Below are 23412 nucleotides of genomic sequence, written 5' to 3'. Positions count from 1 at the left end.
AATCACCGTCTCGTAAAAGAGAACGGTGATTTTTTTTGTTATGCTTGCCAATTATGTGGATTGTTACTGAATTTAGTTAAAACTGTGCGTTCATCAGCTGTAATAGCATCCATCTCTTCTGCAACTTTTAGCAACGTACTGTAATTTGACAGCGTATGGATTTCGTAGCCACTATCCTTAAAGTTCTCAATGCCCTTTTGAAGTTCGTACGTAAAAATAGCTACACAACCTAAGACATCTGCCCCTTCACTTTCAGCAGCTTTCGCGGCTTCTATGACACTGCCACCTGTCGAAATCAGGTCTTCAATCAGAACAATCTTTTGTCCTGGTGTAATGCGGCCTTCAATCTTTTTCGCTTTTCCATGTTCTTTTGCCTTACTGCGAATATAAATCATTGGTAGATCCATTTTTTGAGCCACAAAAGCAGCATGCGGAATACCGGCTGTTGCCGTTCCGGCGATGACTTCCACATCCGGGTATTTCTCTTTGATTAAAGCTACCAATCCGTCAGTAATTTGTGTTCGAACGGCAGGTACACTAATCGTAATGCGGTTATCACAGTAAATCGGACTCTTGATGCCTGATGCCCATGTATAGGGCTCATTCGGACTTAAACTGACTGCTTCAATTTCAAGTAGGGATTCTGCGATGTTTTCAGCTGTATGCATATTATTCAGACACTCCGTTCCATTGGTTTTTAATTTCATGATAGGCTGCTATAGGGTCCGCTGCCTGTGTAATCGGACGTCCAACTACGATATAAGAAGATCCCAGTTGACGTGCTGATTGGGGCGTTGCCACCCGTTTTTGGTCACCGACTTCTGAGCCGGCTGGGCGAATACCCGGTGTGATACACAGAAAGGCTGAATCAGTGGCTGCTTTAATTTCCTTCGCTTCCAGTGCTGAACAAACGACACCATCCAGACCTGCCTGTTTGGTTAAAGAAGCATAATGCCGGACACTTTCCAATAAAGGAACCTGGATGAGTTGTTCGGTTTGCATCACCGCTTCAGTCGTTGAAGTCAACTGGGTAACAGCAATCAGTTTCGGTACCGTAGAGTGAGTGGGTGTGCCGTCATGGATACCCTCCAAAGCAGCCTGCATCATTTGCTTCCCACCTGCTGCATGTACATTAATCATGTCGATATCCAAAGCCGCTAAACCTTTCATCGCACGGTAGACGGTATTGGGAATATCGTGCAGTTTCAAATCCAAGAAAACCTCATGTCCCAATGATTTTATCCACTTAACTATTTCAGGTCCGTTTTGATAATAAAGCTCCATGCCCAGTTTGACATATAGCTGTTCACTATTGAAGTTTCTCAAAAAACGCAGTGTTTCTTCTGCCTCGGAGAAATCGAGGGCAATCATTGGTTTGTCAGTCATCTTAATCCCCCACTATCCTTTAATTAAGGTTACTTTTTCTTGTTCATCGACTTCTGTAATACGAACAGAAATTTGTTCGCTCGTTGAAGTCGGAATGTTTTTCCCTACATAATCAGCCTTAATCGGTAGTTCGCGATGTCCACGGTCGACCAATACAGCAACTGTAATCCGTTTAGGACGTCCGATATCCATAATGGCATCCATACCAGCACGAATCGTACGAGCGGTAAACAGAACATCATCCACTAATACCACATTCTTTCCTTCAATTGAGAATGGGATGTTGGTATTGTTTAAAACCGGCTCTTGCTCTTTTGTAAAATGTTGATCATCGCGGTAAAGCGTGATATCCAACTCACCAACTGGGACCTCGACATTCTCGAACTTCTTGATGTTTTGTGCAATCCGTTCCGCCAGATAAATCCCACGTGTACGGATTCCTACCAGTATCAAGTTTTCTGTTCCACCATTGCGTTCTAGAATTTCATGGGTCACACGCGTTAATGAACGTTGCATTGTAGCAGCATCCATAATAAGAATTTCTTCTTTTGCCATTATATTTCTCTCCTTTTTTCGAAAAAAATCCCTCATGCCAAAAAAGAGCATGAGGGGATCACCATTATAAACGATTCGTTCGTGATCCTTCGAGCCTCTCTGGACTGCGTTAAAGGTAATTTGTTTTGAATAATAATATGAAACAGGGCTAATGTCAAATGCTCTTGCGTAATTGTTCCAGGCGTTGTTCGAAGTATCCCGGTACTGGTGCCTCAAAGCGTACCCTTTCATCCGTGTCAGGATGGTTAAATCCTAATACACGTGCATGTAGGAACTGACCATTTTTATCGACGTCTTCGCCCGGTCCATACATCGGATCACCAACCAACGGGTGATTAATATAATCCATGTGCACACGAATCTGATGAGTCCGCCCTGTTTCCAGATTTAAGCTGAGAAACGTAAAGCCGTGGAATTGCTCTAAGCGATTAAAATGCGTCACTGCCGATTTGCCATCACGATCTACGGTCCGTTTCAAACGGTTTGAGTGCATGCGGCCGATTGGAGCATCGATGGTTCCTTCTTCGTGTTGGACTTCGCCATGAACGATTGCAACATACTCACGTTCAATCGTGTGGTTGAAGAATTGATCTGCCAAGTGTTGATGAGCTTTGTTTGTTTTAGCGATTACCAACAAACCGGATGTATCTTTGTCAATTCGGTGAACAATCCCTGGTCTGACAACATTCGTTCCGTCTGATAAGCCGTTTACATGGTAGAGCAAGCCGTTAACCAACGTTCCATGTAAATGACCTTTCGATGGATGCACGACCATGCCGGCCGCTTTATTGACAATTAAGATACTATCGTCCTCATAAACTATTTCAATCGCTATGTTTTCTGGTTCGATTGCAAGTGGTTCGACTTCTGGTTCACTGAACGAAATAATATCGCCCGGTTGTACTTTGTAATTGGCTTTCGTTGCCTTGTCATTAATTAAGACAGCATTGCTCTTAATCCAAGCTTGAATTTGTGAACGTGTGTATTCGGGATACGCTTCAGACAGAACCTTGTCTACACGACCACTTTCATTATTAACTTTTAATACGTGTGTTTCTTTTTCCATTATAGTTTTTCCTCTTTTTCAAAAAATAATACATGGATCAGCATCAATACCACACCAACAGTCAGGCAGACATCCGCCACATTGAAGATTGGGAAATTAATGAAGTCCAGGCGGAACATGTCAACGACATACCCATTTAACAAGCGATCGATAAAATTACCAATTGCTCCGGATAAAATTAAAGCAAAGCTGATACCAACTAATTTAGTCTTGTTTTTCTCTTGCTGGAACATATAGATTAAGTATCCGACTACTAAAAGTGTAACCAAGTAGAAGAAAACCATCTTACCTTGGAAAATTCCCCAGGCAGCCCCCTCATTTTGAATATAAAAAAGAGAAAAGAAGCCAGGAACGATTACTTTTTCCTGATAAAGTTCGAAATTTTGAACGATATTCCATTTCGTTATTTGATCAATGATGATTAATAATGCGGCTAATAAATAATAAATCATAGTGACTCCTCTTCAATAATTAATAGCTTGAACTACTGTCTATTGTAAACGATAAGCACCAAAACCTAAAGTAAATCTGTATTTAATCTGATATTTGTTGAAATATATCACAAAGATTGGCTATAATGGTTAAGATAATGCCAAAAAGGAGACGTTAATGTGATTAAAAGAAAGATATGGGTTTTACTAGCAACAAGTATAGTTTTAACGGGTTGCTCTGATGAGGCTGAAAAAGCCCAAACAGCTACGGATGAACTAGCCGTTTCCAAGGAAGCAGTTGTTGTATCGCTAAATGCCATTCAACAAAACGAAAGTGCGATGCAGAAACAATTCGACGAAGCTTTGGTTGCTGACGAGGAATTGGCAAACTTTAAAGATGGGACAGCCCCCCTCTTCGAGAACATTGCTACACGTAAAGAAGAAGTAGCGAAGGTTGAAGAAAACATTGAAGCAATGAAAGGACATATCCAAGATTTAACAGAATTGGATTACGAAGCGATTCCTTCTGAAGAGATTAATAATCTAACGCGTGTTGCGCAGTCCTTTATTTCATCCGTCGAAGCGTTTGTTCCCGCCTATGAGAACCAACTGCAAGAGGAAGAAAAAACTTTCACTTCTTTCGGTGCTGATGATGCGAACTTCAACACACTGTATGACGGTGTAAATGCACTGAACAGTATCAGCAATGATAATCTGAAAGTTCTAGAGCCAATTATTGATTTGTCAGTAGAATTTGAAACGCAAAAAGACGTTCTAACTACGACTTTGACAAAAGACAAAGACAAAGACAACTAGGAGGTCTGTTAAATTGAAAAAGACGCTATTAATTCTAAGCGCAAGTGCTTTTTTAGCTGCTTGCCAAGCGAATGAAACCCCAAAAAATGAAGAATCAAATGTTTCATCTGAGGCTGTATCTTCGAGCGAAGTGATTGAAACAGAATCTTCTTCTGAAACAGCAACGGTTGAAAGCACCATTGAGGCGGAAGTTGCTGCATATGAGTATCAGATTAATCCTGATATTTTTACAGTTGTTCCGCTTGCAGATGCTGACACAGAAGTTGTCTTATTGACGTTTGATGACTCACCACAGCCGCCCGATTCACAAACACTTGAAATTGCCCAAACAGTGAAAGAAAAAGGCGCCAATGCTATTTTCTTCGTAATGGGACAGTTCCTGGAATCTGAAGAATCACGTGCAATTATTAAAGAAGTTTCCGACATGGGCTTTGAGATTGGGAACCACTCCTACTCACATCCTGACTTGGCATCAATCAGTTATGAAGAACAACTAGAAGAAATCATAGCTACGAATGATGCAGTTGAAGAAATTACCGGCAAACGTCCGCGCTTCTTCCGTGCACCATACGGTTCGTATAACACAGATACCGTTGCTATTTCAGAATTAGAAAACATGACATTGATGAACTGGACATACGGCTATGACTGGGTGGACGGGTATATGGAAGAAACGGCTTTAGCGGATATCATGATTAATGCGCCTGAATTAGGCAGTGGTGGGAACTTATTGATGCATGACCGCCCTTGGACCGCCGCAGCAATTGGAACCATTATCGATGGTCTACGTGCTCAAGGCTATGAAATGGTCGATCCAAAATTAATCGAATCACCTGAGGAGGAATAACAGAAACATGAAGAAATTTGGAAATTATATTTTGACAGCTGGCCTTCTTCTTGGAATGCTCGCAGTTCCCGTTCAGGCTGAAGAAGTTTCAGAATCAACGGTATTAAAATTACGGGAACAGCCTTTCTTAACAGCTCCCGATATGGCTGTTATGCCGAAGAAATTCCTGTATGACAGTGGGATTGAAATTGCCTATCCTGAAGACGGTGTGAAAGGTATTTACCTGACTGAGAATACAGCCGCTAACCCAGAGCGCGTGGATGAGTTAATCGGCTATTTGAATAGTAACGACTTGAATGCGATGGTTATTGATATTAAAAACGACCATGGTCATGTTACAACGGACTTTAATTCAGATGATGCACATATCCAAAAGAATACAATGCCAGTCATTTCTGATATTAATGCCCTCATGAAGCGCTTCGAAGAAGAACAAGTTTATCCGATTGCGCGTATTGTAGCGTTCAAGGATAGTTTGTTAGCCCAAGAAGAACCGGGCATGTCTTTCCTTAACCCGGACGGCTCTATTTGGGAATATGGAAATGGCGAACTTTTCATCAACCCTTTTCTAAAAGAAACATGGGATTACGCGGTTAACGTTGGGATTGAAGCTGCGAAAGTGGGCTTCAAGGAAGTTCAATTTGACTATGTGCGCTTCCCAGAAGTTTTCTCTAATGACGATAACAGCCTGGTTTATGATATGGGCGAATTTGCTGATTTAGATTTAACACCGACTGAAAAACGTGTCAAAGCAATCAGTGATTTCGTTGCCTATGCACGTGAAAAGCTAATGCCTTATGGTGTAGAAGTCTCCGTTGATATCTTCGGATACGCGGCAACTGTTGCTGAAGCATCCGGAATTGGCCAAGACTTCTCGGCTATTTCCAATAATGTCGATGTTATTTCATCTATGATCTACCCAAGCCACTGGGGACCAGGAAACTTTGATTTATCCGCTCCGGACTTATATCCGTATGAGGTCGTAGATGAATATATGAAAGTAGAACTCCCACTCTTGGAATCATTAGAAAACATGCCAACAACACGCCCTTGGTTGCAAGATTTTACAGCATCCTACCTAGGCGCAGGCTATTACAAAGAATACGGACAAGCTGAAGTAATGGCTCAAGTCCAAGCATTGAAAGATCACGGCGTAACTGAATTCTTACTTTGGAATGCCGGGAATGTTTATAGCTATTAAGAATTTACGTTTATTCATACACGTTATATAAAGCCGATAAATTGGTACATATTCAAGTAGACATAACGAAGGTATTAAAAAGCTTTGGCACAAAAAACATCTCTTTAGGGGTCAGTCCCAAGAGATGTTTTTTTGTTTGTATCCATTTCCCACCCCGTGCACTCCGTAATCCAATCACATTCAAAATCTGTGAAATTTGCTGGAAGAGGAAATGCAAAATAAAGAAGCGTTCAGTGAAGAAATGCTAGGGAGCTTGTTTTTATCCATAACTAGCTTCCACAAGAGTTTATCTTTCCGTTGCCAAAGAAGCTATCAGGATATGACCGTGTGAATATAGAAGCCATCCTAAAAAAGGAGCTTGAACAGGTTATTCTTCAATCCCTACTAATAAAATATCCGGATGAGAATAAGGAGAAGCTCACAACCGTGGGCACTATTTTTAAGTTGGATGATTTACTGAGCTTCGCTTGATTGGGAACGGAATAGTAGCAAATCGCCCGAAGAATATTTAGAATTTACAAGTTCATCCTTTCAACAACTATTTAAAAATGAATTATCTTAGGATGGGGATCAAATAAATGGGCTGTCTCAAAACTCGATACCTAAATCGGAATTTGAGACAGCCCATTCTATTTCACCCTTCATAGCTATAACTCTTAGATTATTATTATAGAAAATAAAAAACTAAATCACAAATCCGACGTTTGAATTAGTGGTTTAATAAAATCGGATTTCCTTAAAGAATTTACGAACAATTTATGTTAAGATAACTATAATGAGCCAATAAAATCCGAAAGGAGTAGCTAAGATGAAGCATTCTAACAATGACTTTGTAGCAAATCAAGGTTGTGGGATATTCTTCTTTATGGTTCTTTTAATCCTTTTTCTCCTGAGCATTTCTATTTTCAAATTCACGCATGAAATTTTCCTTTACTATACCGAAAAGCAAGTACTTCTAATAAGCGAGTCTCCCGAAGAAACCTATCATATTGAAGTTTCAACAAAAGGTCCATCTACCACAATTATCATTGAAGAAAGGACTACTTCTTCGGAGCTTACTGCTGATATTCTTAAGGATGGTCGTGCAGATGTTCAATCTGATGATATTGAAATCCAATGGTTTAGTGATACTGTGGCTGAAATAAGAGTAGAAGGCAGGAGAGATACCTTTCATTATTTTCTGTTTGAGGCTAATGATGAGGAAATAAAGATAAAAAGATTACCTAACGACATCACGTTGAAAAATTTAAAATTAGATATTATACAATCCCTGAAAGCAGGTGTTAGTAATGAATCGTATTTTTGGAAGAATAACAGTCTTACTTACTAGTATGCTAATTCTTGTCGGATGCTCCCTTTCCGACTCATCTTCAAATAAAATCGAAATCATCGAGAACGCGGCAACAAAAAATACAGAACTCAATAGTGCACGTTTCGAAACGTCACTTTCCAGAGAGCATATGGGAGATCAGTATACAGAAACCTCTGAAGGAACGTTTATAAAACTGGCGGATGGTACGTATAATTGGTATGAAAAGAATTTCTTTAATGACGAACAATCCGTAGAGATGACTCAATTGGATGGCAAAGAATATGTGAAGGTGAATAATGGAGAAAACTCTGAGTCGCCGTGGGGAGAATCTGAGACACTTCAAACGTCTTTATCCGATGTTTTACGTTCGCTCTTTGGGATTAACCTTGTAGAAGCCGATGTTGATGAGGTGTCCGTCCACACAGAAACTGATAAGACTCGTTATACCATTACCACAACAACTAACTATCCCGAAAGAATAAAGAGTGAAACCTTACAAGCGTTACAAAAGAGACTAGAGGCACTTAAGCAGGAAAATACACAAAAAGAATTCATTCAAGGAATGGAAGCACAAATTCAATTGATAGAAGAAACACAGTATCTGGACAACATCTTGACCTATGAAATTGATAAAGAGGGATTTCTGACAGACTTCACTTATAAAGCAACTGTGTCTCAAAAAAATGGCGCGTATTTTAATTTTGTTACTAGTACGTCTATTACGGAATATAATTTGAGTGATACCAGTCACCTCCTTCCATCAATCGATGACTAACATTTTAAGTGTTTCAATTATAATTCGGATTGTGACACATTAAAAAATGGTTCTATGTCAAATCGTGTTGGTGAACCTTATGAGAAAGATATACGGATACTCTCTCAAATGGCGATAGAATGCCGATTCAATCTTTCTGGTTAAAGAAAAAATTCATTGCTGAACTAATAAAAGAATACTTATAGAAATGAATAGTATAATCTCTATTTTAATTCTTTTTTTAAAAGTAAGCATCACGGAAATACGCTTGTTTAGAGCGCATTTCTTCCATGCACTTAGAACAGAAGGACAGCTACTTTGCTGCCCTTCTATTTTTTAATTAGAGTAGACCGATTTCTTTGAAGGATAACCATTTTGTATCGGATACGATGAAATGGTCTAACAATTCGATTCCAAGCACGTTCGCTGCTTCCTTCATGCGTCGAGTAAAGTTAAGATCTGCTTCGGATGGGGTAGGATTTTATCAAGAGTAAATTACAAAAGAATCATTTAAATCAATACTTTCACTTTGAATACATGTATTTGAAGTGAAAGGTAATTATTTCAAAAATAGTAAAACCTGTATCTTAAATTACTTAATAGTAACATAAGATACAGGCTGATTTTTATTCATTGTTATTTAACTAAAGCACCCGTTAGTTCAATAAGCTTTTCGTTCATAAATATGAAAATAGTATGTATAAGGATTTTTTTCATCTGTTATTCCTTGTGTAACAGATACTTCGCTCCACTCTTCATAATTCACTTCTGGAAAGAATGTATCTCCTTCAAATTCGTAATGAATTTTTGTAATGTACATTTTCTCAACATATGGTAGAAACAAATTATAAATTTGTTCTCCCCCGAAAATGAAAATTTCCTCTTCGTTATTACATATCTCAAAAACATCTTCTATTGAATGGACAATTTCACAACCATTAAAGCTGAAACCCTTATCTCTTGTCAGAATAATATTTCTTCTTCCAGGTAATGCTCTTCCGATTGATTCAAGATTCTTCCTTCCTAATATAATTGGATATCCCTTTGTAGTATTTTTAACATACTCCCAATCCTTTGGGATTCTCCAAGGTATGTCATTCTCTTTACCTAATACCCTATTCTTATCCATCGCAGCAATTAAAGAAACTTTCATATATCACACAGCCTTTCTTAACTATTTTACCATTTAATTTCTTATTCCTTGTTAAGCTATCCTGCCCCGTTAGTTTAAGTGCATCCTTTCACAATCTGTCTACAGATTAATAATTAAAACTACTCTTTATTATACAGATCTCCATATAATTTTTGAATTTGGTTCTGTAATTTTTTATTTTCTTTTTCTAATTCCATAACTCTTCTTTTTAAGGTTTTAATAAGGATTTCCTCCGAACGAGAACTTTTCTTGGGTTTTGAGACTACATTTGATGTTATTTGACGCTCACGAAGGGATTCTATTCTTTGCCTAATATCGTGTTCCTTATAAAGCCATGATTTAGAAACATTAGCTTCCTTTGCTATTGAATTAAAATTAATAGCTTTACCTTCAATCGAAAATTTAGAAATCGCTTTGTCTACTTTTTCCCTTGTCTTTTGTGATTTCTGCTTCGCCAAACGTACAATTTCTGTTGTATTTCTAACTTGTTTATCCATTGATAATTACCCCGTCAAGCTTCCAATGATTTGTTCTAAACGCTCTTTAACACGGCTATTAGTCTCTATTTGTCTTTGCCATTGTTTATCCTTTGCTATGGTTAATAACTCTTCTGTACGCTCTAACTGTTCTTCGTGCTGTGGTAAGAATTGCTTACTGGTACAGAAGTGAGTGCAATCTAAGCATGCATTCGCATGTGGACAACCACCTGCTATTACTGGCAATCTACAATAACCATTTGGAAGCACTTGTGCATTTATATTTTTCTTGAACCATTGAAGCTCTACATCATCGACTTCACTATCATCATCTAGATTGAGCACATCTCCATTATTGGTAACCAGTTTTTCTTGAAATTTAGTAAATTCATTTTTTAGAGTTTCATCAAAGATATGAGCGTATCTGCTTGTCATTTCTGGGCTTTCATGTCCCAAAAATTTCTGCACAATATGCTGGGGCACCCCGTTGTTAATCATTCTTGTTCCTACTGTATGGCGAAAGGCATGGGCATGGAATCTATAAATCTCGCCTGATTTATCCACTATATTTTGCTCATAAGCTAATTTATTTAATTCGCCTCTAAATGTTTCTTGTTTTAATGGCGATCCATCTTTTCTTGGAAAGAGGTATTCACTATCTGGAAATTCCTCTGAAACTTTATCTTCCCGAACTTTAATAAGTAAAGCTACCTCTTTAGATATTGGAACTATATGCTCCTTTTTCATTTTCCATTGATAATACTTTAAAAAGTAATCTCCATCTTTGTCCTCTAATAGACAGCCTTTTTTCAAGGTGCACAATTCACTTATCCTCATTCCACATTCTTGAACAATCATAGTCATCGTAGCTATATATTCGGGTAATTTATCAAGATGACTGTTCAATTGCTCTAGAACGAATTCGTCTATAAAGCGAGGTTTTGCTCTTGGTATTTTCGGATAGTCCTCGGGATAAATTAATAATTTGGAAGGAACATCATCCCATTCTAGCCTATGAAGGGTACTAAATAGTCCTTCCAATATAGAGATCCTCCCAGTTATTGTACTAGGTTTTATCCCCATCATGTTTAGTTCACTTAAATATGCTTCAATTTCCACTCTCGTTAATTGGTGTACTCTCTGAACGTGTTTAAACTTTATGTCCAGAAAATTAAAGAACTCTTTAAGTTTTTGGGCAATATCACTTACATAGGAAAAGCTATCCATGTTCAATCTTAACTTACAATATCTTTTTACAAGCTGTTTAAAATATGTATTCCGAAACCCTTTAAAGTTAATTGTATATTCATATTGTGTTGGGTTAACCTTATCATCTGGCAAAGGTAAGTTTCGTCTATCCCAAACGTCTTTATCCCACTCCTCTCCATCAAAATAAAAATCCTCATAAAACTCAATAAATTGTTTTAGATTAGTAACATAGTAAGAATTAGCTTTTACAGGTGTTTTTTCTTGATTAGCAGTAATCTTATAATTAGTGGTGGTAATTCTAACACCCTGTTTTGTCAAATATGTTCTATACTCCGTCATTGCTTTATCAATAGGAACTTCAGTAATTGAAGTAATGCTGGGATACTTTAAATCTAAAAAATCCAACATTTTATTAATTACTGTTCCTTTTCTAATCCAGACAGTTTTTGCATTCCATATTCTATTGTTTAAATGGTAAAAATAAAAATATTTCAATTCTGTTCTTAACCACAGATTTTTAACACGTTCAAAACGAACCCAACGATTTCTTAAAGCAGGATTCTTACTTAATTCTATGGCAGAAGGATGTGGACATTTTCTTATATCCCAACTATTATTAGCCCAAAACCCTTGCATTTCTTCATTCATTACAGCTATTTTTTTGCTGATCTCACTCTGACTGATAATTTTCCTTTTACTAGAAGCATTCATTTCTTATGCTCCTTTCTCTCAAGGTATTTATTAAACTCATTTTTCATATCCTGATCTGAAAGATGAACATAGGTATTTAACGTTGTCTGAACATGTGCGTGACCTAATCTCTTTTGAACGAACGCAACATCCCATCCTTCCCTAATTAGCTGCGTTGCGTGAGTGTGGCGAAGCATATGCGATGTAAATTCTATTCCAGTCCTTTTAACTATTCTTCTAACTAGATCAAGAACACTTTGGTACTTTAGTGGTTTCCCAAAATAGCCTTCTTTTAAGGAAATAAAAACATAGTCATGCTCCAATTCCTCACTATACTCATATACCAAGTAATCTGTATAAAGTGACATCAGTTCTTTACTCACATGTATTGTTCTTTCCTTCCTTAATTTAATATAAGCTTCATTAACATTAACATCTCTAGGTGTTAAATGGATTTGATTGTCCCAAGTGGCAATATCTTCAAGCCTAAGCGATAACACTTCACCGATTCTTAAACCACCCTCATACATAAGCATTAAAATTAACTTATCTCTTTTCGTATGACAAGCGTCAATAATTTGCTTAACTTCCTCTGCTGTCAATGTTCTTATCTGTTTCTTTTTAACCCTTAACTTTAAGACATTCTTTTGGTATCTACCCTTATTAACATGATGTAAAAATCCTTTGAAGTTTCTTCCCTTTGCTTGTTTAAATACATCAATTGATTTAAATTCTCCTAATCTACTTAAATAATCAAGAAAACTCATAACGGCATTTAAAATTGTATTCACTGTCGTTTCTTCTCTTATGGCTTCTTTTGACTGAAGATCAATTACATTATTTGCTGTTGGATATCTCAACCAACCTACGAAGTCTGCTAACAACTCAAAGTTAATATCATTAAGAATAACGCCTCTCTGTTCCATGAACTCATACAGCAACTTTAAATGATAGCAGTATGCTTTAATGGTATTTGGAGACTTACCAGTGTTATCTAAGTATTTAATAAATTTCATTACTGGTTCAATTAGCTGGTATTCTTTATCTAGTAATAAATACAATGGATACGGCTTATTCTCCACTTCTATCCTTTGAACCCTCACACACTCCCCCCCTCTTTAAACACTTTAAGTACTACAAATTATAAACCTTGTTAAATTTTATTTAAAGTAAAATCTCCCTTTAACATCTCCTCCTAAACTACTTTAACTACTATTATTTATTATACTATGGTTAAGAGGTCTGAACTGGGGTGGTTATGATAAAGGATAATACGTGCGCCATTATTGAGAAGGGCACTTCTGAAAATTTCTCTGGGGTGGGCGACGCTCGTATTCAAGCTGCCGGTAAAAACCCGATGAATGGCATTGATTTGGTTTTTGGTATTCAGAATGAGGATAAGCACCACTTCTTGCGCTTCGTCCCCGATTTCATCGATACCTAGTCGTCCGGCCCTCTCTGTTGAGGTAATGCCTTCGGTATAGGCTATGGGTCTTTCCATCACGACCTGTTTCACTCGGACAATTTCCGTGATTGTTTCTTTTCTAGTTACCGTATTTATTTTTTCAGCCATCTTATATCCCTCTTTCTTGGTTTCATCCTTCTATCTATAGATACGCAAAAACTTAGGGGAATCTTTTTTTTATTATCCAAAACGGTCATTCAACTTTTAGTCGGTGTCACAGAACTTTCACAAATTCGTATGCTTCCAATCCTTTTATGTCACTTTGCATCTCATCAAGCGTTTGGGCTTCATAATATAAGGTATGGGGAAAGCGTCTATCGATATGCGTAACCCGGTACAGGTTCGGAATCAGGTAGTCCCCCTCTTCGGTATAAACTTGTATCAAGTCATTTACTGCTACTACTGCTTTTTGCTTATTCATATTTTTCCGCTCCTTTTTTTGTTTTGAGTCGCATAGGCGTGAGCTAAAAGCTGAATTTTTTCCGTTTTGTTGGCTAGCCAGTCATCATGAGGAACAAAAGGGAATCAAGAAAAAAGAGCCCCTTGCTGCTTCAGCAGGTAGGGACTCTTTAGACAAAAAGCTTATTTAGACTGACGTGAAAGACCATGAAAGAAAAGGAGAAAAAAAGTTTTTGCGGTTCTTGATTTTCTTTTCTGTTCTCGGATAAATCCGTGTGGGACCGAAGGGAAGGGCTCCCGCATGGAGATTGCCGCTAAGAACAGCCCGAAATGATAAAGCCCTGATCCGGCCCTTTCGGATCGTCCAGGGCGCTTGGCGACACAAAACGAAAAAATGACTTTCCTATAGATAGGCTTGCAAAGGTATCCGTGCCCTTTTACCCTTTATCTTTGAAATAATATTTTTAATTAAGTTATTATTTTTACTTGTTCGCTACCAAAATAAGAACGTATGTTCTATAATGGTGATAACAAATATTTCGCGCGAAGAAATAGAAAGAAGGGATTCCAATGCTCGCTTTAAGTAAACAAACGAACTTTCAAAAATCCCGCATGCGGACAACTGAAATCTACTATATTCTACATGAAGCCATTCAAACAAATAAAAAAGTTGCCATACAAATAGAAGCCGTCGATGGCAACGGCTCCTATCAGGAAGATATCATCGGATCTATTAAAAAATCCGACTCGCTGGGTATTTATATAAAGAACCAAAAAGTTCATTATGATGAGATACGAAATATCCAGTTTTACACTTAAAAATTGCTGCTTCGCACTGAACAGCTCCTTGAAAAAACGTCATAACGATAGTTGTATATTCTAGATTACCTTCTACGAATTGCAGCATTAGCAACCATCTTAGCGCCTGAAATCGTGCTCCTTCCACTACCGGTTGTGAACCACATGGATTTTGCTACACTTGGGCCTTTGATAATGACAAACCCCATCCCAATCAGACCAGCTATTTTCACCCAATTAAAATCATCAGACATGAGAATCTGCGTAAACAGTAGCATCGATAGGATTTTCAACAACAGGGTCACAATCTGACTCAAGAATTCCCGCCACCAAATGCCCATATAGTTGTGTTCATCATTAATAATCGTAATAGCCGCAAATACGCTGGCGAGTACTGTGTGGACGCTGTATATGTAAATGAGACGACTACAACTCTTAGGTCTTTACTAGACTGATTATGACTCTGTCACTTTTTCTTATTATGGACTTTCTTTAACCTATCTTACCCTTCCTTGTTTACAAAAATGTTTGGTATGAGCCTCATAATCACCCACAGTCCTAATCTTTGTGTTTAATTATACACATCTAGATAAAGAGATGACACCAATTTGAAATCATCCTTATATTAAAGAAAAGCAAAAGAAGCAGCCCTTATAACCCATTGGGAAGGCCCCCTTCCCAATGGGTTGAAAGAAGCTAATGAATGCCTCATCCACTCCATGGTGAAAATGTAAAATTAGGTAGGGACGCGAGGGAGGGTAGCTATTACCTCCATAAAACCTACACAATTGAAGGGTATAATAAACCCAATAAGAAAAAACAAGGAGGAAGCATTATGAGAAAGCAGACCGCAGTCACCCTTTTAGCGATTTCGATACTGTTACTCGCTGTCGTCTCTTTCGTTTTGGTCAGACAAATAGATACTGGTACATCCGGGCTATTTCCCAGCCAAAGTGGTAGAATGCCAGAAATGGGAATGAATCCGAACATGGGCATGGGCGGAGAAGTCACAACCGAGTTGGTCACCTCTACGGAAAAGGAGAAGGAACTCGCTCTTCCCCCTCTCCTGGAAGGAACCCTTTCTCCAGACGGCAGCATTTCCTACACGATCGTGGCGCAGGAAGGAAGCACGCAACTGAAAGAAGGCAACCCTACCCAAACGTATGGCTATAACGGCTCCCTATTAGGCCCCGTTATCCGCATCCGAAGCGGCCAAAAAGTTAATATCCAGACGGAAAACTCAATGGACGTGAGTACCTCCTTCCATTGGCATGGTTTGAAGGTTCCCTCCAACGTGGACGGCGGCCCCCACAATCCCATCGAACCAGGAGAAGCGGCTAATCTTCAGTTCACCGTAAACCAGGGGGCCTCCACGCTCTGGTTCCACCCGCATGCGGAGGGCATAGCGGGAGAACAAGTTTATGAAGGGCTGGCAGGTCTCATCTACATTGAAGACGAGAACTCGGATACTTTGCCCCTTCCCAAAGAGTACGGAATCAATGATTTCCCAGTAGTCATCCAAGACCGCTTCTTCGAGCGGGATAACCAACTGGACTATGCCAGAGCCTACAACCCTGACGGGACATACGGGGATACCTTGGTGGTGAATGGGACCATTAACTCTTATATTGAGGTTAAGAATGAAAAAGTCCGCCTGCGTCTCCTCAATGGCTCCAATGCTCGGAACTATCAATTCCGTTTGTCAGATAACAGTACCTTCTACCAAATCGCTTCGGATGGCGGCTTCCTGAATGAGCCTATCCCTATGGAGAACCTGCAACTGGTTCCGGGAGAACGTGCGGAAATTATTGTTGATTTAAGCAGCTACTCTACTGGAGAGAAAATCAAATTAATGGAAGAAAATGTTCCCGTCCTGGCTCTTACTATCACAGAGGAGACCACAGAAGAACCCACAGAAGAACCCTCTTCCCTGCCAACTACCTTAAATATCATTTCTAAAGGGGATGATACGGGTAACCCGGATAAAGTAATCACCTTCAGTGGTATGGGGCACATGGTGGCAATTGATGGGAAACGATTTGACATGGAGCGAGTGGATTTGCGGGCAAAGGTAGGAACCACAGAAGTGTGGGAAATCGACAATGCCCCCGACATGATGGGCGGCATGATTCATCCCTTCCATCTTCACGGTGTCCAATTCAAGGTACTGAGCCGGAACGGCAATCCCCCTCCTGCGAATGAACAGGGTTGGAAAGACACCATCGCACTTTATCCAGGCGATAGCGTCAGGATTGAAGTCACATTCCCAGAAAAGGGGATTTTTATGTACCATTGCCATATCCTAGAGCACGAAGACAATGGCATGATGGGTCAAGTTTTAGTAGAATGAAGATACCAACGAAATTGGAGGAGAAAGATTACGTGAAGATTTTAATTGTGGACGACGAAGCAAGCATTCTGGATATCGTGGAAGCCTATTTGAGTGCAAAAGGCTATCAAGTGTTTCGCGCTTTGAGCGGAAACGAGGCTTTAACAAAGGTTGATGTTGTCCAACCTGACTTGATTGTGTTGGATCTCATGCTGCCTGTTTTATCTGGCCTCGAAGTCTGTAAAAAAATAAGGGACTCCTCCACTGTACCGATTATCATGTTGACTGCGAAAACAGCCGAAAGAGATATCTTGGAAGGGTTAAGCCTGGGGGCTGATGACTACATCACAAAACCATTCAGCCCGAAAGAGCTGGTTGCTCGGGTCGAAACCGTTTTACGCCGTGTCCAACCAGAATACCGAGAAGAAAAGTGGTCTTTCGAAGAAGGTTTGCTGGTTATCTACCCGGATCGAAAACAAGTGTTCAAACAAGGTGAAGAAATCATTTTGACCCCGACCGAGTATGCTTTATTAGCCCTTCTGGCCTCACATCCAAAGCGCCTATTTTCACGGGAACAGCTGCTGGACGCTGTGAAAGGACTCGATTTTGATGGAACGGATCGGGTGATCGATACCCACATCAAAAATATCCGTCAAAAAATTGAGGACGACACGCGCAACCCCTACTTCATCTTAACCGCATATGGAACGGGGTATCGATTTGGTGGTCAAAAATGAAGCGAACCATTAAATGGCAACTCTTGCTCTCGTTTGTTTCTCTGTCCTTTATCTTAGTGGGGACCTTCAGCTGGATAACACTAAACTTAATGGAAAGCCACTTCGAAGACTATGTGCGCGAAAGGCAAGAATCAGAGTTAACAGCATACCAGACTGAGTTAGAAAACTTCTATCAGAAAACGGGTACTTGGGCAGATGCCCCTCCAACAATCCAAAATATTGGACGCGATGCTCTCCAGAAAGGCATCATCCTAAAAGTATATGACCACGCTGGCAACCAAGTATGGGGCCCCTCTCCCTCAGAGGAAGAAGAGTCAAAAAATAGGATTCAAACCCACCTCCTACATATGGAGCAGATAATGGGCGATATAGAGAGTGGCTACGTGCAGACAATCGTTCCCCTCGGTAGCGAAACAGACCCAATCGGTTCTCTCGAAGTGCAATCCGTTGGACCTTTCGCTTACACGGAACATGATGCGTTATTCCTTGCCGATATGAGGAACAACTTGATTTTTGTAGCGATTGGGTCCCTAATTATCTCCTTATTTTTCGCGTTATTGATTGCCAGAAAATTGAGTTCACCAATCGTCAGAATACAGAATTTTACGACGGAAATTGCGAAGGGGCACTACAGTCACCTGGCGATTGAGGAAACAGGGATTCAGGAAATTGACAGCCTCTTGGATTCCGTGGATGAATTGTCTGGGCAACTCCAACGCCAACAAGAGATTCGTAACCGCCTTTCCTCTGACATCGCACATGAAATCAGGACACCATTGACGACTTTGAAAGGCAATATTGAGGCCATGATTGACGGGGTCTGGGAAGTATCGGAAGAACGCCTCTACCACTGTTACGAGGAAGTTAACCGCATTGCCCGCCTGATTGGACAAATTGATCGGATCAATGAAATTGAAAGCCATGAAAGCCAGCTGCAGAAGTCATCCTTTGATTTGCTAGAACTTACGCAACAAGTTGCCGGCACCTTTCAAGCTTTGTTGATTGAGAAGGGCATTGAATGTGCCATTAACGGAGAAGCGGTTTTAATTTCTGCTGATCGAGATAAGATTCATCAAGTGGTAACTAATCTCTTGTACAATGCAATTAAATTTACCCCTTCCGGTGGCCACATTGATCTTCAGGTTTCCCAAATTAGTGGCGCAGCTTCCTTTAAGATAACCGATACCGGTCAAGGAATCCCTCCAAATGAAATCAATCAAGTTTTTGAAAGGTTCTATATGGCTGAACCCTCTAGGAACAGGAAACTGGGTGGCCAAGGGATTGGTTTATCGATTGTTAAAGGAATTGTGAACGCCCACCATGGGACCATCTCTGTCGAAAGCACATACGGAAAAGGAACGACTTTTGTTGTCAGTCTTCCGCTAGAAAGCCACATAAAAGCATAAAAGAGGCACTCCCATTATGGTGGAGTGCCTCTTTTTTCCCTATTTATTGGCAGTTTGATACATTTTGTTTGGCAAGGTTCTGCTTTTTTCACTGAGCCATCACATCTATGTCTGACTCTTCTGGATTTTCAGTTACAATTTCAATTAATAATCGGTGAGGTAGATTGAGACTCGTCTCCCCAGGAGATTGAATCCAATCTCTTCGCACCGCAATCTGGTACGGACTGTTGTCTTCCTTATTTCGAATCCGTTCGCCGTCTATCTCGACAATATTGTATTTACCGGGTGCAGGATAGTAGGTAATGAGTCTGTGTTCCTCATTTCCTGTCAGCAGGAAACGATCCACCTCTTCGCCATTAATCGAGATAACCGCGTAAACATTGTTATTATCCTTATTCGTCTGTTGGACTGCAAAGATAACCGTCGGTAAAAAAGACAAAACAATAAGGAGGAAGACAATAACAACATCAAAGGGTTTTACCATTTTTATGTACTTCGTTATCATTATTTTTCCTCCTTTTTTCATTTATCTTCTCGTCAGCAGTTTACTCCAAGTGCTTTTTACGCTTCAGGTATTCCTCTTCTGTCAGGTTTCCTTTGGCAAACTCTTTTTGCAGGACCTCCAAAGGCGTTTCTTTTTCAACCGTCCGATTCCCCTTATCGGAAACAAGTTTAATGAAGAGATACACCACAATAATCACTAGGATGATCCAAAATATTCCCATAAACATCATGGACCCCATTCCGCCCCGTGTCAAGCTGTTCCAACATTCCATCATGATAAAAACGCTCCTCTCTATATTTTAGACGTGGCCCATGTGATTTAGTGTTCTTACTTCAGCTTCCATCCTTTTAGATAGTAGGCTTTTGGCGGATAATCCCTTCTACGGTAAATCCAAATGGCGATGGCGCCAACGAACAAGAGGAGGGACAACCCTTGGGACACCCTTAAAAAATCACCCATCCATAAACTGTCGGTGCGCATACCTTCGATAAAGAAGCGCCCCACCGAATACCAAATAACATAGCTGAGGGCCACTTCGCCTCGTCGCAACAAGTTTTTCCGATTCCTCAACATGATAATGATGGCAAAGCCTAAGAGGCTCCACAAGGACTCGTACAGGAATGTCGGATGGTAGTAGGTGCCATTAATTTGCATTTGATCAATAATAAACTTTGGCAGGTAAAGGTTCTCCAAAAAGGTGCGGGTCACTGCTTCCCCATGGGCCTCCTGGTTGATAAAGTTCCCCCATCGGCCAATGGACTGCGCCAACAGAACATAGGGCGCCAGTATATCGAGCATCAATGAAAAAGGGATCCCTTTTTTCTTCGTGAACCAGTACACGGCCAGCCCCCCTGCAATCAAACCGCCATAAATGGCGATGCCGCCTTTCCAGATAGCAATAATATCGGCCGGATTTTGGATATAATATTGCCACTCGAATAGAAGATAATAGATACGGGCTCCCACAAGACCTGTGGGAATGGCCCATATCATCATATCGATAATTGCATCTTCTTCCAGTCCCCGGTTCTTGCCTTCTCTAGAAGCCAAGTTAATGCCCAGCAACATCGCTGCACCGATGATCACCCCATACCAATAAACGGTAAATGGACCAAATGATAGAGCGACACGACTTATTGTTCCCATGAATGTCAGTCCCATTTTTTTCTCCTTGTTTCCACTATTTTTTTTATGAACCTACTTTTTATAATCCCAAATAAGGAGCCGGATCTACACGTGTCCCATTCTCATATACCTCAAAATGAAGGTGGACGCCGGTCGACTCTCCCGTTGTGCCCATTATCCCTAGCTCCTGGCCTTGAAGGATGTCCTGACCAGGTGCGACTTTAAGACTTCCTGCCTCCATGTGAGCATAGAGGGTTTCAATGCCGTTTCCATGATCTAATTTGACATAGTATCCCCATTGACTGTGATAGCCAGCCACTAAAACCGTTCCCTTTTTAGCCGTTACAATGGGTCCGGATCCTGCGAAATCAATCCCGCCATGTAACTTCCATTCCCCGGTTATGGGGTGGAGCCTATAGCCAAAGGAATCTGATATAAATCCATTACTAGGAGCAACAAATCCAGCCCCATTGACGATCGTCTCTTCAGGCGGATTGGAAGGCGTCGGATCGGCCGAGGTATATTCCAGCGGAACACTCTCTTCAAAGAAACTTTCAGGAACCATTTCTCCCGCCATCTTTTCAGCTTTCTCTTGTTCCGCTCTTTGTTTGTTTGCCTCCTCATCCGCAATGCGGCGTTGTTCTTCCTTCATGTCATCGGATAAGTTGCTCACCGAATGAATGATAGCTTGCTGCTGCTGCACGATTTCTTCCTTTTCGGCTTCCGTTAGTTCATACTCTTGTGCAATCTGTTCGATTTGGTTTTCCAACTCTCCCTTCTGGGTCACGAGGTTGGTTCTTGCCACTTCCACATTCGCACTCAGTAATTCCAGCTCTTGCTTCACGTCTTCCGCCTCTGCTTTTTTCTCTTGTAGGATCATTTGATCATTTTTTTGTTCTGTCATGATGTCCCTGTTGTGGCCCATGATACGATTGATGACGCTCACGTTCCCTACCATTTCTGCTAAACTATCGGAATTAAAGACTGCCTTTAGAACGAGATTTGAGTTGCCATTTGTTTGAACGGATCGTGCTTGGATTTGGAGTTTTTCTCTCCTAATCGCAATCCGTTCCTCCAGGGTAGCTATTTCCTTGTCCAGCCCCTTTATTTTTTCCGCAGCATTTTTCAGTTGTATTTGTTGCTCTGCCATTTGTAAGGTGAGCGCATCAATTTTTTCTTGAAGTGCGATGGTCTCTGTTCGCAACTGCTCCTTCCTTGCTTCTAAACCATCCAACTTTACTTGTTGGCTGGTGCTTTCTCCATCTAATTCCTGCAGTTGCTTCTCAAGCTGCTCTTTCTCTTGTGTCAGGTCTTCAATACTTCGTGCATTTACATCCATAGGAAGGATGAGCAAACTCGATAAGAGTGGGATACTTATAAATTTGACAAGCTGCTTTCTGTCCATGTGTCCTCCTAGTTTCAGGCTGGGTGGCGAATGTTAACGAATGTTGCCTGTTATTTCAATCATTATACCGTTACAACTATATGAGATAGGAACCTCCTTTCTTATTTTTATCGACTATACCAATGAATTATGTAGATTTTATGGAGTTGCCCCATCTCCATAAAATCTACATAATTTTTTATTACTCTTATCTAGAGGATGAAAAATAGTCTTTGTTCTCACTCATTTGGTTTGATTTTTGCTTGTTTCAGGGTTTGCCATTCACAATCTATTTCGTTTGTAGCATTGGCATAAAAATAAAAGAGGAGTGTTGAAGATGGAATCAATTATATTTGTGGTACTGATGGTGGTTGGACACATGCTCATGATGTTTCTCATGCCTGGTATGCATGGCGGTCATAACCATAAAGGACATGACCATACCGGCGACGCGGAGGATAAAAAGCGTCTGGAAGATGAAATCCAGCAATTAAGGGAAGAGCTGAGTGACACGAAAGCCCGATTAAACCAAAGCGAATGGTAAGGGGGCTGCTGTTTTGAGGCAAAAAATATTCTCCATAACTGGATTCATCATGATTTCGCTTTTCATCCTTTCCCTTTCCATCGCCGTCACCATCAACTTTACGCCGCTCTATTCGTTTGACATCGATTATTTGGAAATAACGGAAACGCTTAAAATGCCAAAGGAACAGATTTCAACAAATTACCGCATCCTCCTGAATTACCTGAATATGCCTTGGATAGCAGAACTTAACATGCCGGATTTTCCCAGTTCAGCGCGTGGGCTATTCCACTTTGTTGAAGTAAAAAAACTCTTTGCCTTAGATTACCTAATCCTATTGTTTTCCGGCGTAGGCACGTTTGGATTTGTGCGGTATCTGAATAGGAGACAACAATCTTGGCAGCTCCTGCTCTACTTCCGCCGGGGAACCCTTATTCCCCTTGCTATCCTTTTGGCTCTCCTGGTTAGCTTCGACACGCTGTTCGTGCTTTTTCATCAAGTTTTCTTTAACAATGACGCCTGGCTTTTCAATCCTGCTACGGATCCCATCATCTTAGCCTTACCGGCCGAGTTCTTTATGCACAGCTTCCTCTTGGCCTTTGGATTAATCGAGGTCTTCCTAATCCTGGGGTACTTCACTACTAAATATCGAATCTCTGCCCCAAGCCGTTGATTAAAAAGGTTATGGTTCATAAGAAAAACAGGGCTCTCCATCGAAAGCATGGGAGCCCTGTTTTTATCGAAAATTTATCGATCTATGATTTTCCTTATACAGCATACTGGCTGGTCTGACCCGATTCTGGAAGGGGGTCAAACCAGCCAGTGCTTTTTTCGTTCCTGCTTCG

General features: G+C 40.3%; 28 protein-coding genes. 11 read left to right on the top strand and 17 right to left on the bottom strand.

Translation table 11 applies throughout. From position 1 onward, the window contains the following. Positions 1-38 precede the first annotated feature (38 nt). The 5 genes from pyrE to lspA all read right to left on the bottom strand — a co-directional run bounded on the left by pyrE (position 39) and on the right by lspA (position 3459). Positions 39-668, bottom strand: coding sequence for an orotate phosphoribosyltransferase (pyrE, locus tag G7058_RS00845; RefSeq protein ID WP_166061772.1), 630 nt, complete (start codon positions 666-668; stop codon positions 39-41). Position 669: 1 nt separating this feature from the next. Then, positions 670-1386, bottom strand: coding sequence for an orotidine-5'-phosphate decarboxylase (gene pyrF / locus G7058_RS00840; protein ID WP_166061771.1), 717 nt, complete (start codon positions 1384-1386; stop codon positions 670-672). A 12-nt stretch (positions 1387-1398) separates the two neighbouring features. Then, positions 1399-1941: a bifunctional pyr operon transcriptional regulator/uracil phosphoribosyltransferase PyrR gene (gene pyrR, locus G7058_RS00835; RefSeq protein ID WP_166061770.1), complete on the bottom strand. Its 543-nt coding sequence runs from the start codon at positions 1939-1941 to the stop codon at positions 1399-1401. A 154-nt stretch (positions 1942-2095) separates the two neighbouring features. Next, positions 2096-3007 (bottom strand): RluA family pseudouridine synthase, encoded by a 912-nt coding sequence (locus tag G7058_RS00830; protein WP_166061769.1) that lies wholly within the window; start codon positions 3005-3007, stop codon positions 2096-2098. Continuing rightward, positions 3007-3459 carry a signal peptidase II gene (lspA, locus tag G7058_RS00825; protein ID WP_166061768.1) on the bottom strand — a complete coding sequence of 151 codons (453 nt, stop codon included), beginning with the start codon at positions 3457-3459 and terminating at the stop codon, positions 3007-3009. Before lspA ends, G7058_RS00830 begins: the two co-directional genes overlap by 1 nt. Positions 3460-3618: 159 nt before the next feature. Here lspA and G7058_RS00820 point away from each other — a divergent pair, with 159 nt between their 5' ends. From G7058_RS00820 to G7058_RS00800, 5 genes are all read left to right on the top strand, one after another. Continuing rightward, positions 3619-4254, top strand: a complete 636-nt coding sequence (locus G7058_RS00820; RefSeq protein ID WP_166061767.1) for a YkyA family protein — start codon at positions 3619-3621, stop codon at positions 4252-4254. Between the two features lie 13 nt (positions 4255-4267). Further along, on the top strand, positions 4268-5101 hold the full coding sequence (locus G7058_RS00815; protein WP_166061766.1) for a polysaccharide deacetylase family protein: 834 nt from the start codon (positions 4268-4270) through the stop codon (positions 5099-5101). Between the two features lie 7 nt (positions 5102-5108). Next, positions 5109-6302, top strand: coding sequence for a putative glycoside hydrolase (locus tag G7058_RS00810; protein ID WP_166061765.1), 1194 nt, complete (start codon positions 5109-5111; stop codon positions 6300-6302). 808 nt (positions 6303-7110) lie between these two features. Beyond that, a complete protein-coding gene (locus G7058_RS00805) occupies positions 7111-7632 on the top strand; it encodes a hypothetical protein (RefSeq protein ID WP_166061764.1) in 522 nt (173 codons plus the stop codon). After that, positions 7592-8389 carry a hypothetical protein gene (locus G7058_RS00800; protein ID WP_166061763.1) on the top strand — a complete coding sequence of 266 codons (798 nt, stop codon included), beginning with the start codon at positions 7592-7594 and terminating at the stop codon, positions 8387-8389. The genes G7058_RS00805 and G7058_RS00800 overlap by 41 nt, the downstream gene beginning before the upstream one ends. 319 nt (positions 8390-8708) lie before the next feature. On the opposite strand, the gene G7058_RS12005 is transcribed toward G7058_RS00800, so the two are convergent. The 7 genes from G7058_RS12005 to G7058_RS00765 form a co-directional block, all read right to left on the bottom strand. After that, positions 8709-8807 (bottom strand): JAB domain-containing protein, encoded by a 99-nt coding sequence (locus G7058_RS12005; RefSeq protein WP_166061762.1) that lies wholly within the window; start codon positions 8805-8807, stop codon positions 8709-8711. A 222-nt stretch (positions 8808-9029) separates the two neighbouring features. Further along, positions 9030-9521: a trimethoprim-resistant dihydrofolate reductase DfrK gene (locus G7058_RS00790; protein WP_031775848.1), complete on the bottom strand. Its 492-nt coding sequence runs from the start codon at positions 9519-9521 to the stop codon at positions 9030-9032. A gap of 119 nt (positions 9522-9640) precedes the next feature. Beyond that, entirely contained in the window at positions 9641-10018 is a 378-nt protein-coding gene (locus G7058_RS00785; RefSeq protein ID WP_020977319.1) for a DUF6262 family protein, read from the bottom strand. Positions 10019-10024: 6 nt separating this feature from the next. Beyond that, entirely contained in the window at positions 10025-11917 is a 1893-nt protein-coding gene (locus G7058_RS00780) for a site-specific integrase (RefSeq protein ID WP_031775849.1), read from the bottom strand. Continuing rightward, on the bottom strand, positions 11914-12999 hold the full coding sequence (locus G7058_RS00775) for a tyrosine-type recombinase/integrase (RefSeq protein ID WP_031775850.1): 1086 nt from the start codon (positions 12997-12999) through the stop codon (positions 11914-11916). The genes G7058_RS00780 and G7058_RS00775 overlap by 4 nt, the downstream gene beginning before the upstream one ends. Before the next feature lie 119 nt (positions 13000-13118). Then, the gene (locus G7058_RS00770; protein WP_166061761.1) at positions 13119-13469 is read right to left on the bottom strand and encodes a JAB domain-containing protein; all 351 of its coding nucleotides are present in this window, start codon (positions 13467-13469) and stop codon (positions 13119-13121) included. A 106-nt stretch (positions 13470-13575) separates the two neighbouring features. Then, on the bottom strand, positions 13576-13782 hold the full coding sequence (locus G7058_RS00765) for a hypothetical protein (RefSeq protein WP_166061760.1): 207 nt from the start codon (positions 13780-13782) through the stop codon (positions 13576-13578). Between the two features lie 548 nt (positions 13783-14330). Between G7058_RS00765 and G7058_RS00760 the strand changes: the two genes are divergently transcribed. Continuing rightward, positions 14331-14579 (top strand): hypothetical protein, encoded by a 249-nt coding sequence (locus G7058_RS00760; protein ID WP_166061759.1) that lies wholly within the window; start codon positions 14331-14333, stop codon positions 14577-14579. Between the two features lie 65 nt (positions 14580-14644). Here the strand turns inward: G7058_RS00760 and G7058_RS00755 are convergent, their stop codons facing one another. Beyond that, positions 14645-14899, bottom strand: coding sequence for a hypothetical protein (locus G7058_RS00755; RefSeq protein ID WP_166061758.1), 255 nt, complete (start codon positions 14897-14899; stop codon positions 14645-14647). Positions 14900-15393: 494 nt separating this feature from the next. Between G7058_RS00755 and G7058_RS00750 the strand changes: the two genes are divergently transcribed. Genes G7058_RS00750 through G7058_RS00740 form a run of 3 tightly spaced genes read left to right on the top strand, consistent with a single transcriptional unit; the run spans position 15394 to position 19030 of the window. Then, positions 15394-16908 carry a multicopper oxidase family protein gene (locus G7058_RS00750; protein ID WP_166061757.1) on the top strand — a complete coding sequence of 505 codons (1515 nt, stop codon included), beginning with the start codon at positions 15394-15396 and terminating at the stop codon, positions 16906-16908. A gap of 32 nt (positions 16909-16940) precedes the next feature. Further along, positions 16941-17624, top strand: coding sequence for a response regulator transcription factor (locus G7058_RS00745; protein WP_166063675.1), 684 nt, complete (start codon positions 16941-16943; stop codon positions 17622-17624). Further along, positions 17621-19030: a sensor histidine kinase gene (locus tag G7058_RS00740; RefSeq protein ID WP_166061756.1), complete on the top strand. Its 1410-nt coding sequence runs from the start codon at positions 17621-17623 to the stop codon at positions 19028-19030. The genes G7058_RS00745 and G7058_RS00740 overlap by 4 nt, the downstream gene beginning before the upstream one ends. Positions 19031-19118: 88 nt before the next feature. Here the strand turns inward: G7058_RS00740 and G7058_RS00735 are convergent, their stop codons facing one another. The 4 genes from G7058_RS00735 to G7058_RS00720 are packed head-to-tail and all read right to left on the bottom strand — an operon-like array spanning position 19119 to position 22065. Next, a complete protein-coding gene (locus tag G7058_RS00735) occupies positions 19119-19535 on the bottom strand; it encodes a NusG domain II-containing protein (protein WP_227004458.1) in 417 nt (138 codons plus the stop codon). A 40-nt stretch (positions 19536-19575) separates the two neighbouring features. Then, a complete protein-coding gene (locus G7058_RS00730) occupies positions 19576-19809 on the bottom strand; it encodes an SHOCT domain-containing protein (RefSeq protein ID WP_076765105.1) in 234 nt (77 codons plus the stop codon). A 53-nt stretch (positions 19810-19862) separates the two neighbouring features. Next, a complete protein-coding gene (lgt, locus tag G7058_RS00725; protein WP_405002865.1) occupies positions 19863-20681 on the bottom strand; it encodes a prolipoprotein diacylglyceryl transferase in 819 nt (272 codons plus the stop codon). A 58-nt stretch (positions 20682-20739) separates the two neighbouring features. Next, positions 20740-22065, bottom strand: coding sequence for a murein hydrolase activator EnvC family protein (locus G7058_RS00720; RefSeq protein ID WP_166061754.1), 1326 nt, complete (start codon positions 22063-22065; stop codon positions 20740-20742). Between the two features lie 316 nt (positions 22066-22381). Between G7058_RS00720 and G7058_RS00715 the strand changes: the two genes are divergently transcribed. Continuing rightward, positions 22382-22588 (top strand): adhesion protein, encoded by a 207-nt coding sequence (locus tag G7058_RS00715; RefSeq protein WP_076765099.1) that lies wholly within the window; start codon positions 22382-22384, stop codon positions 22586-22588. Positions 22589-22637: 49 nt separating this feature from the next. Then, entirely contained in the window at positions 22638-23240 is a 603-nt protein-coding gene (locus G7058_RS00710) for a TIGR01906 family membrane protein (protein WP_166063673.1), read from the top strand. The last annotated feature ends 172 nt before the right edge of the window (positions 23241-23412 follow it).

Origin of the sequence: Jeotgalibaca porci, assembly GCF_011299095.1 — a bacterium.
In the GTDB taxonomy this organism is placed as follows: Bacteria; Bacillota; Bacilli; order Lactobacillales; family Aerococcaceae; genus Jeotgalibaca; species Jeotgalibaca porci.
The sequence above is the reverse complement of the archived record's forward strand: the minus strand, read 5'-3'. Positions and strand labels throughout refer to the sequence as shown.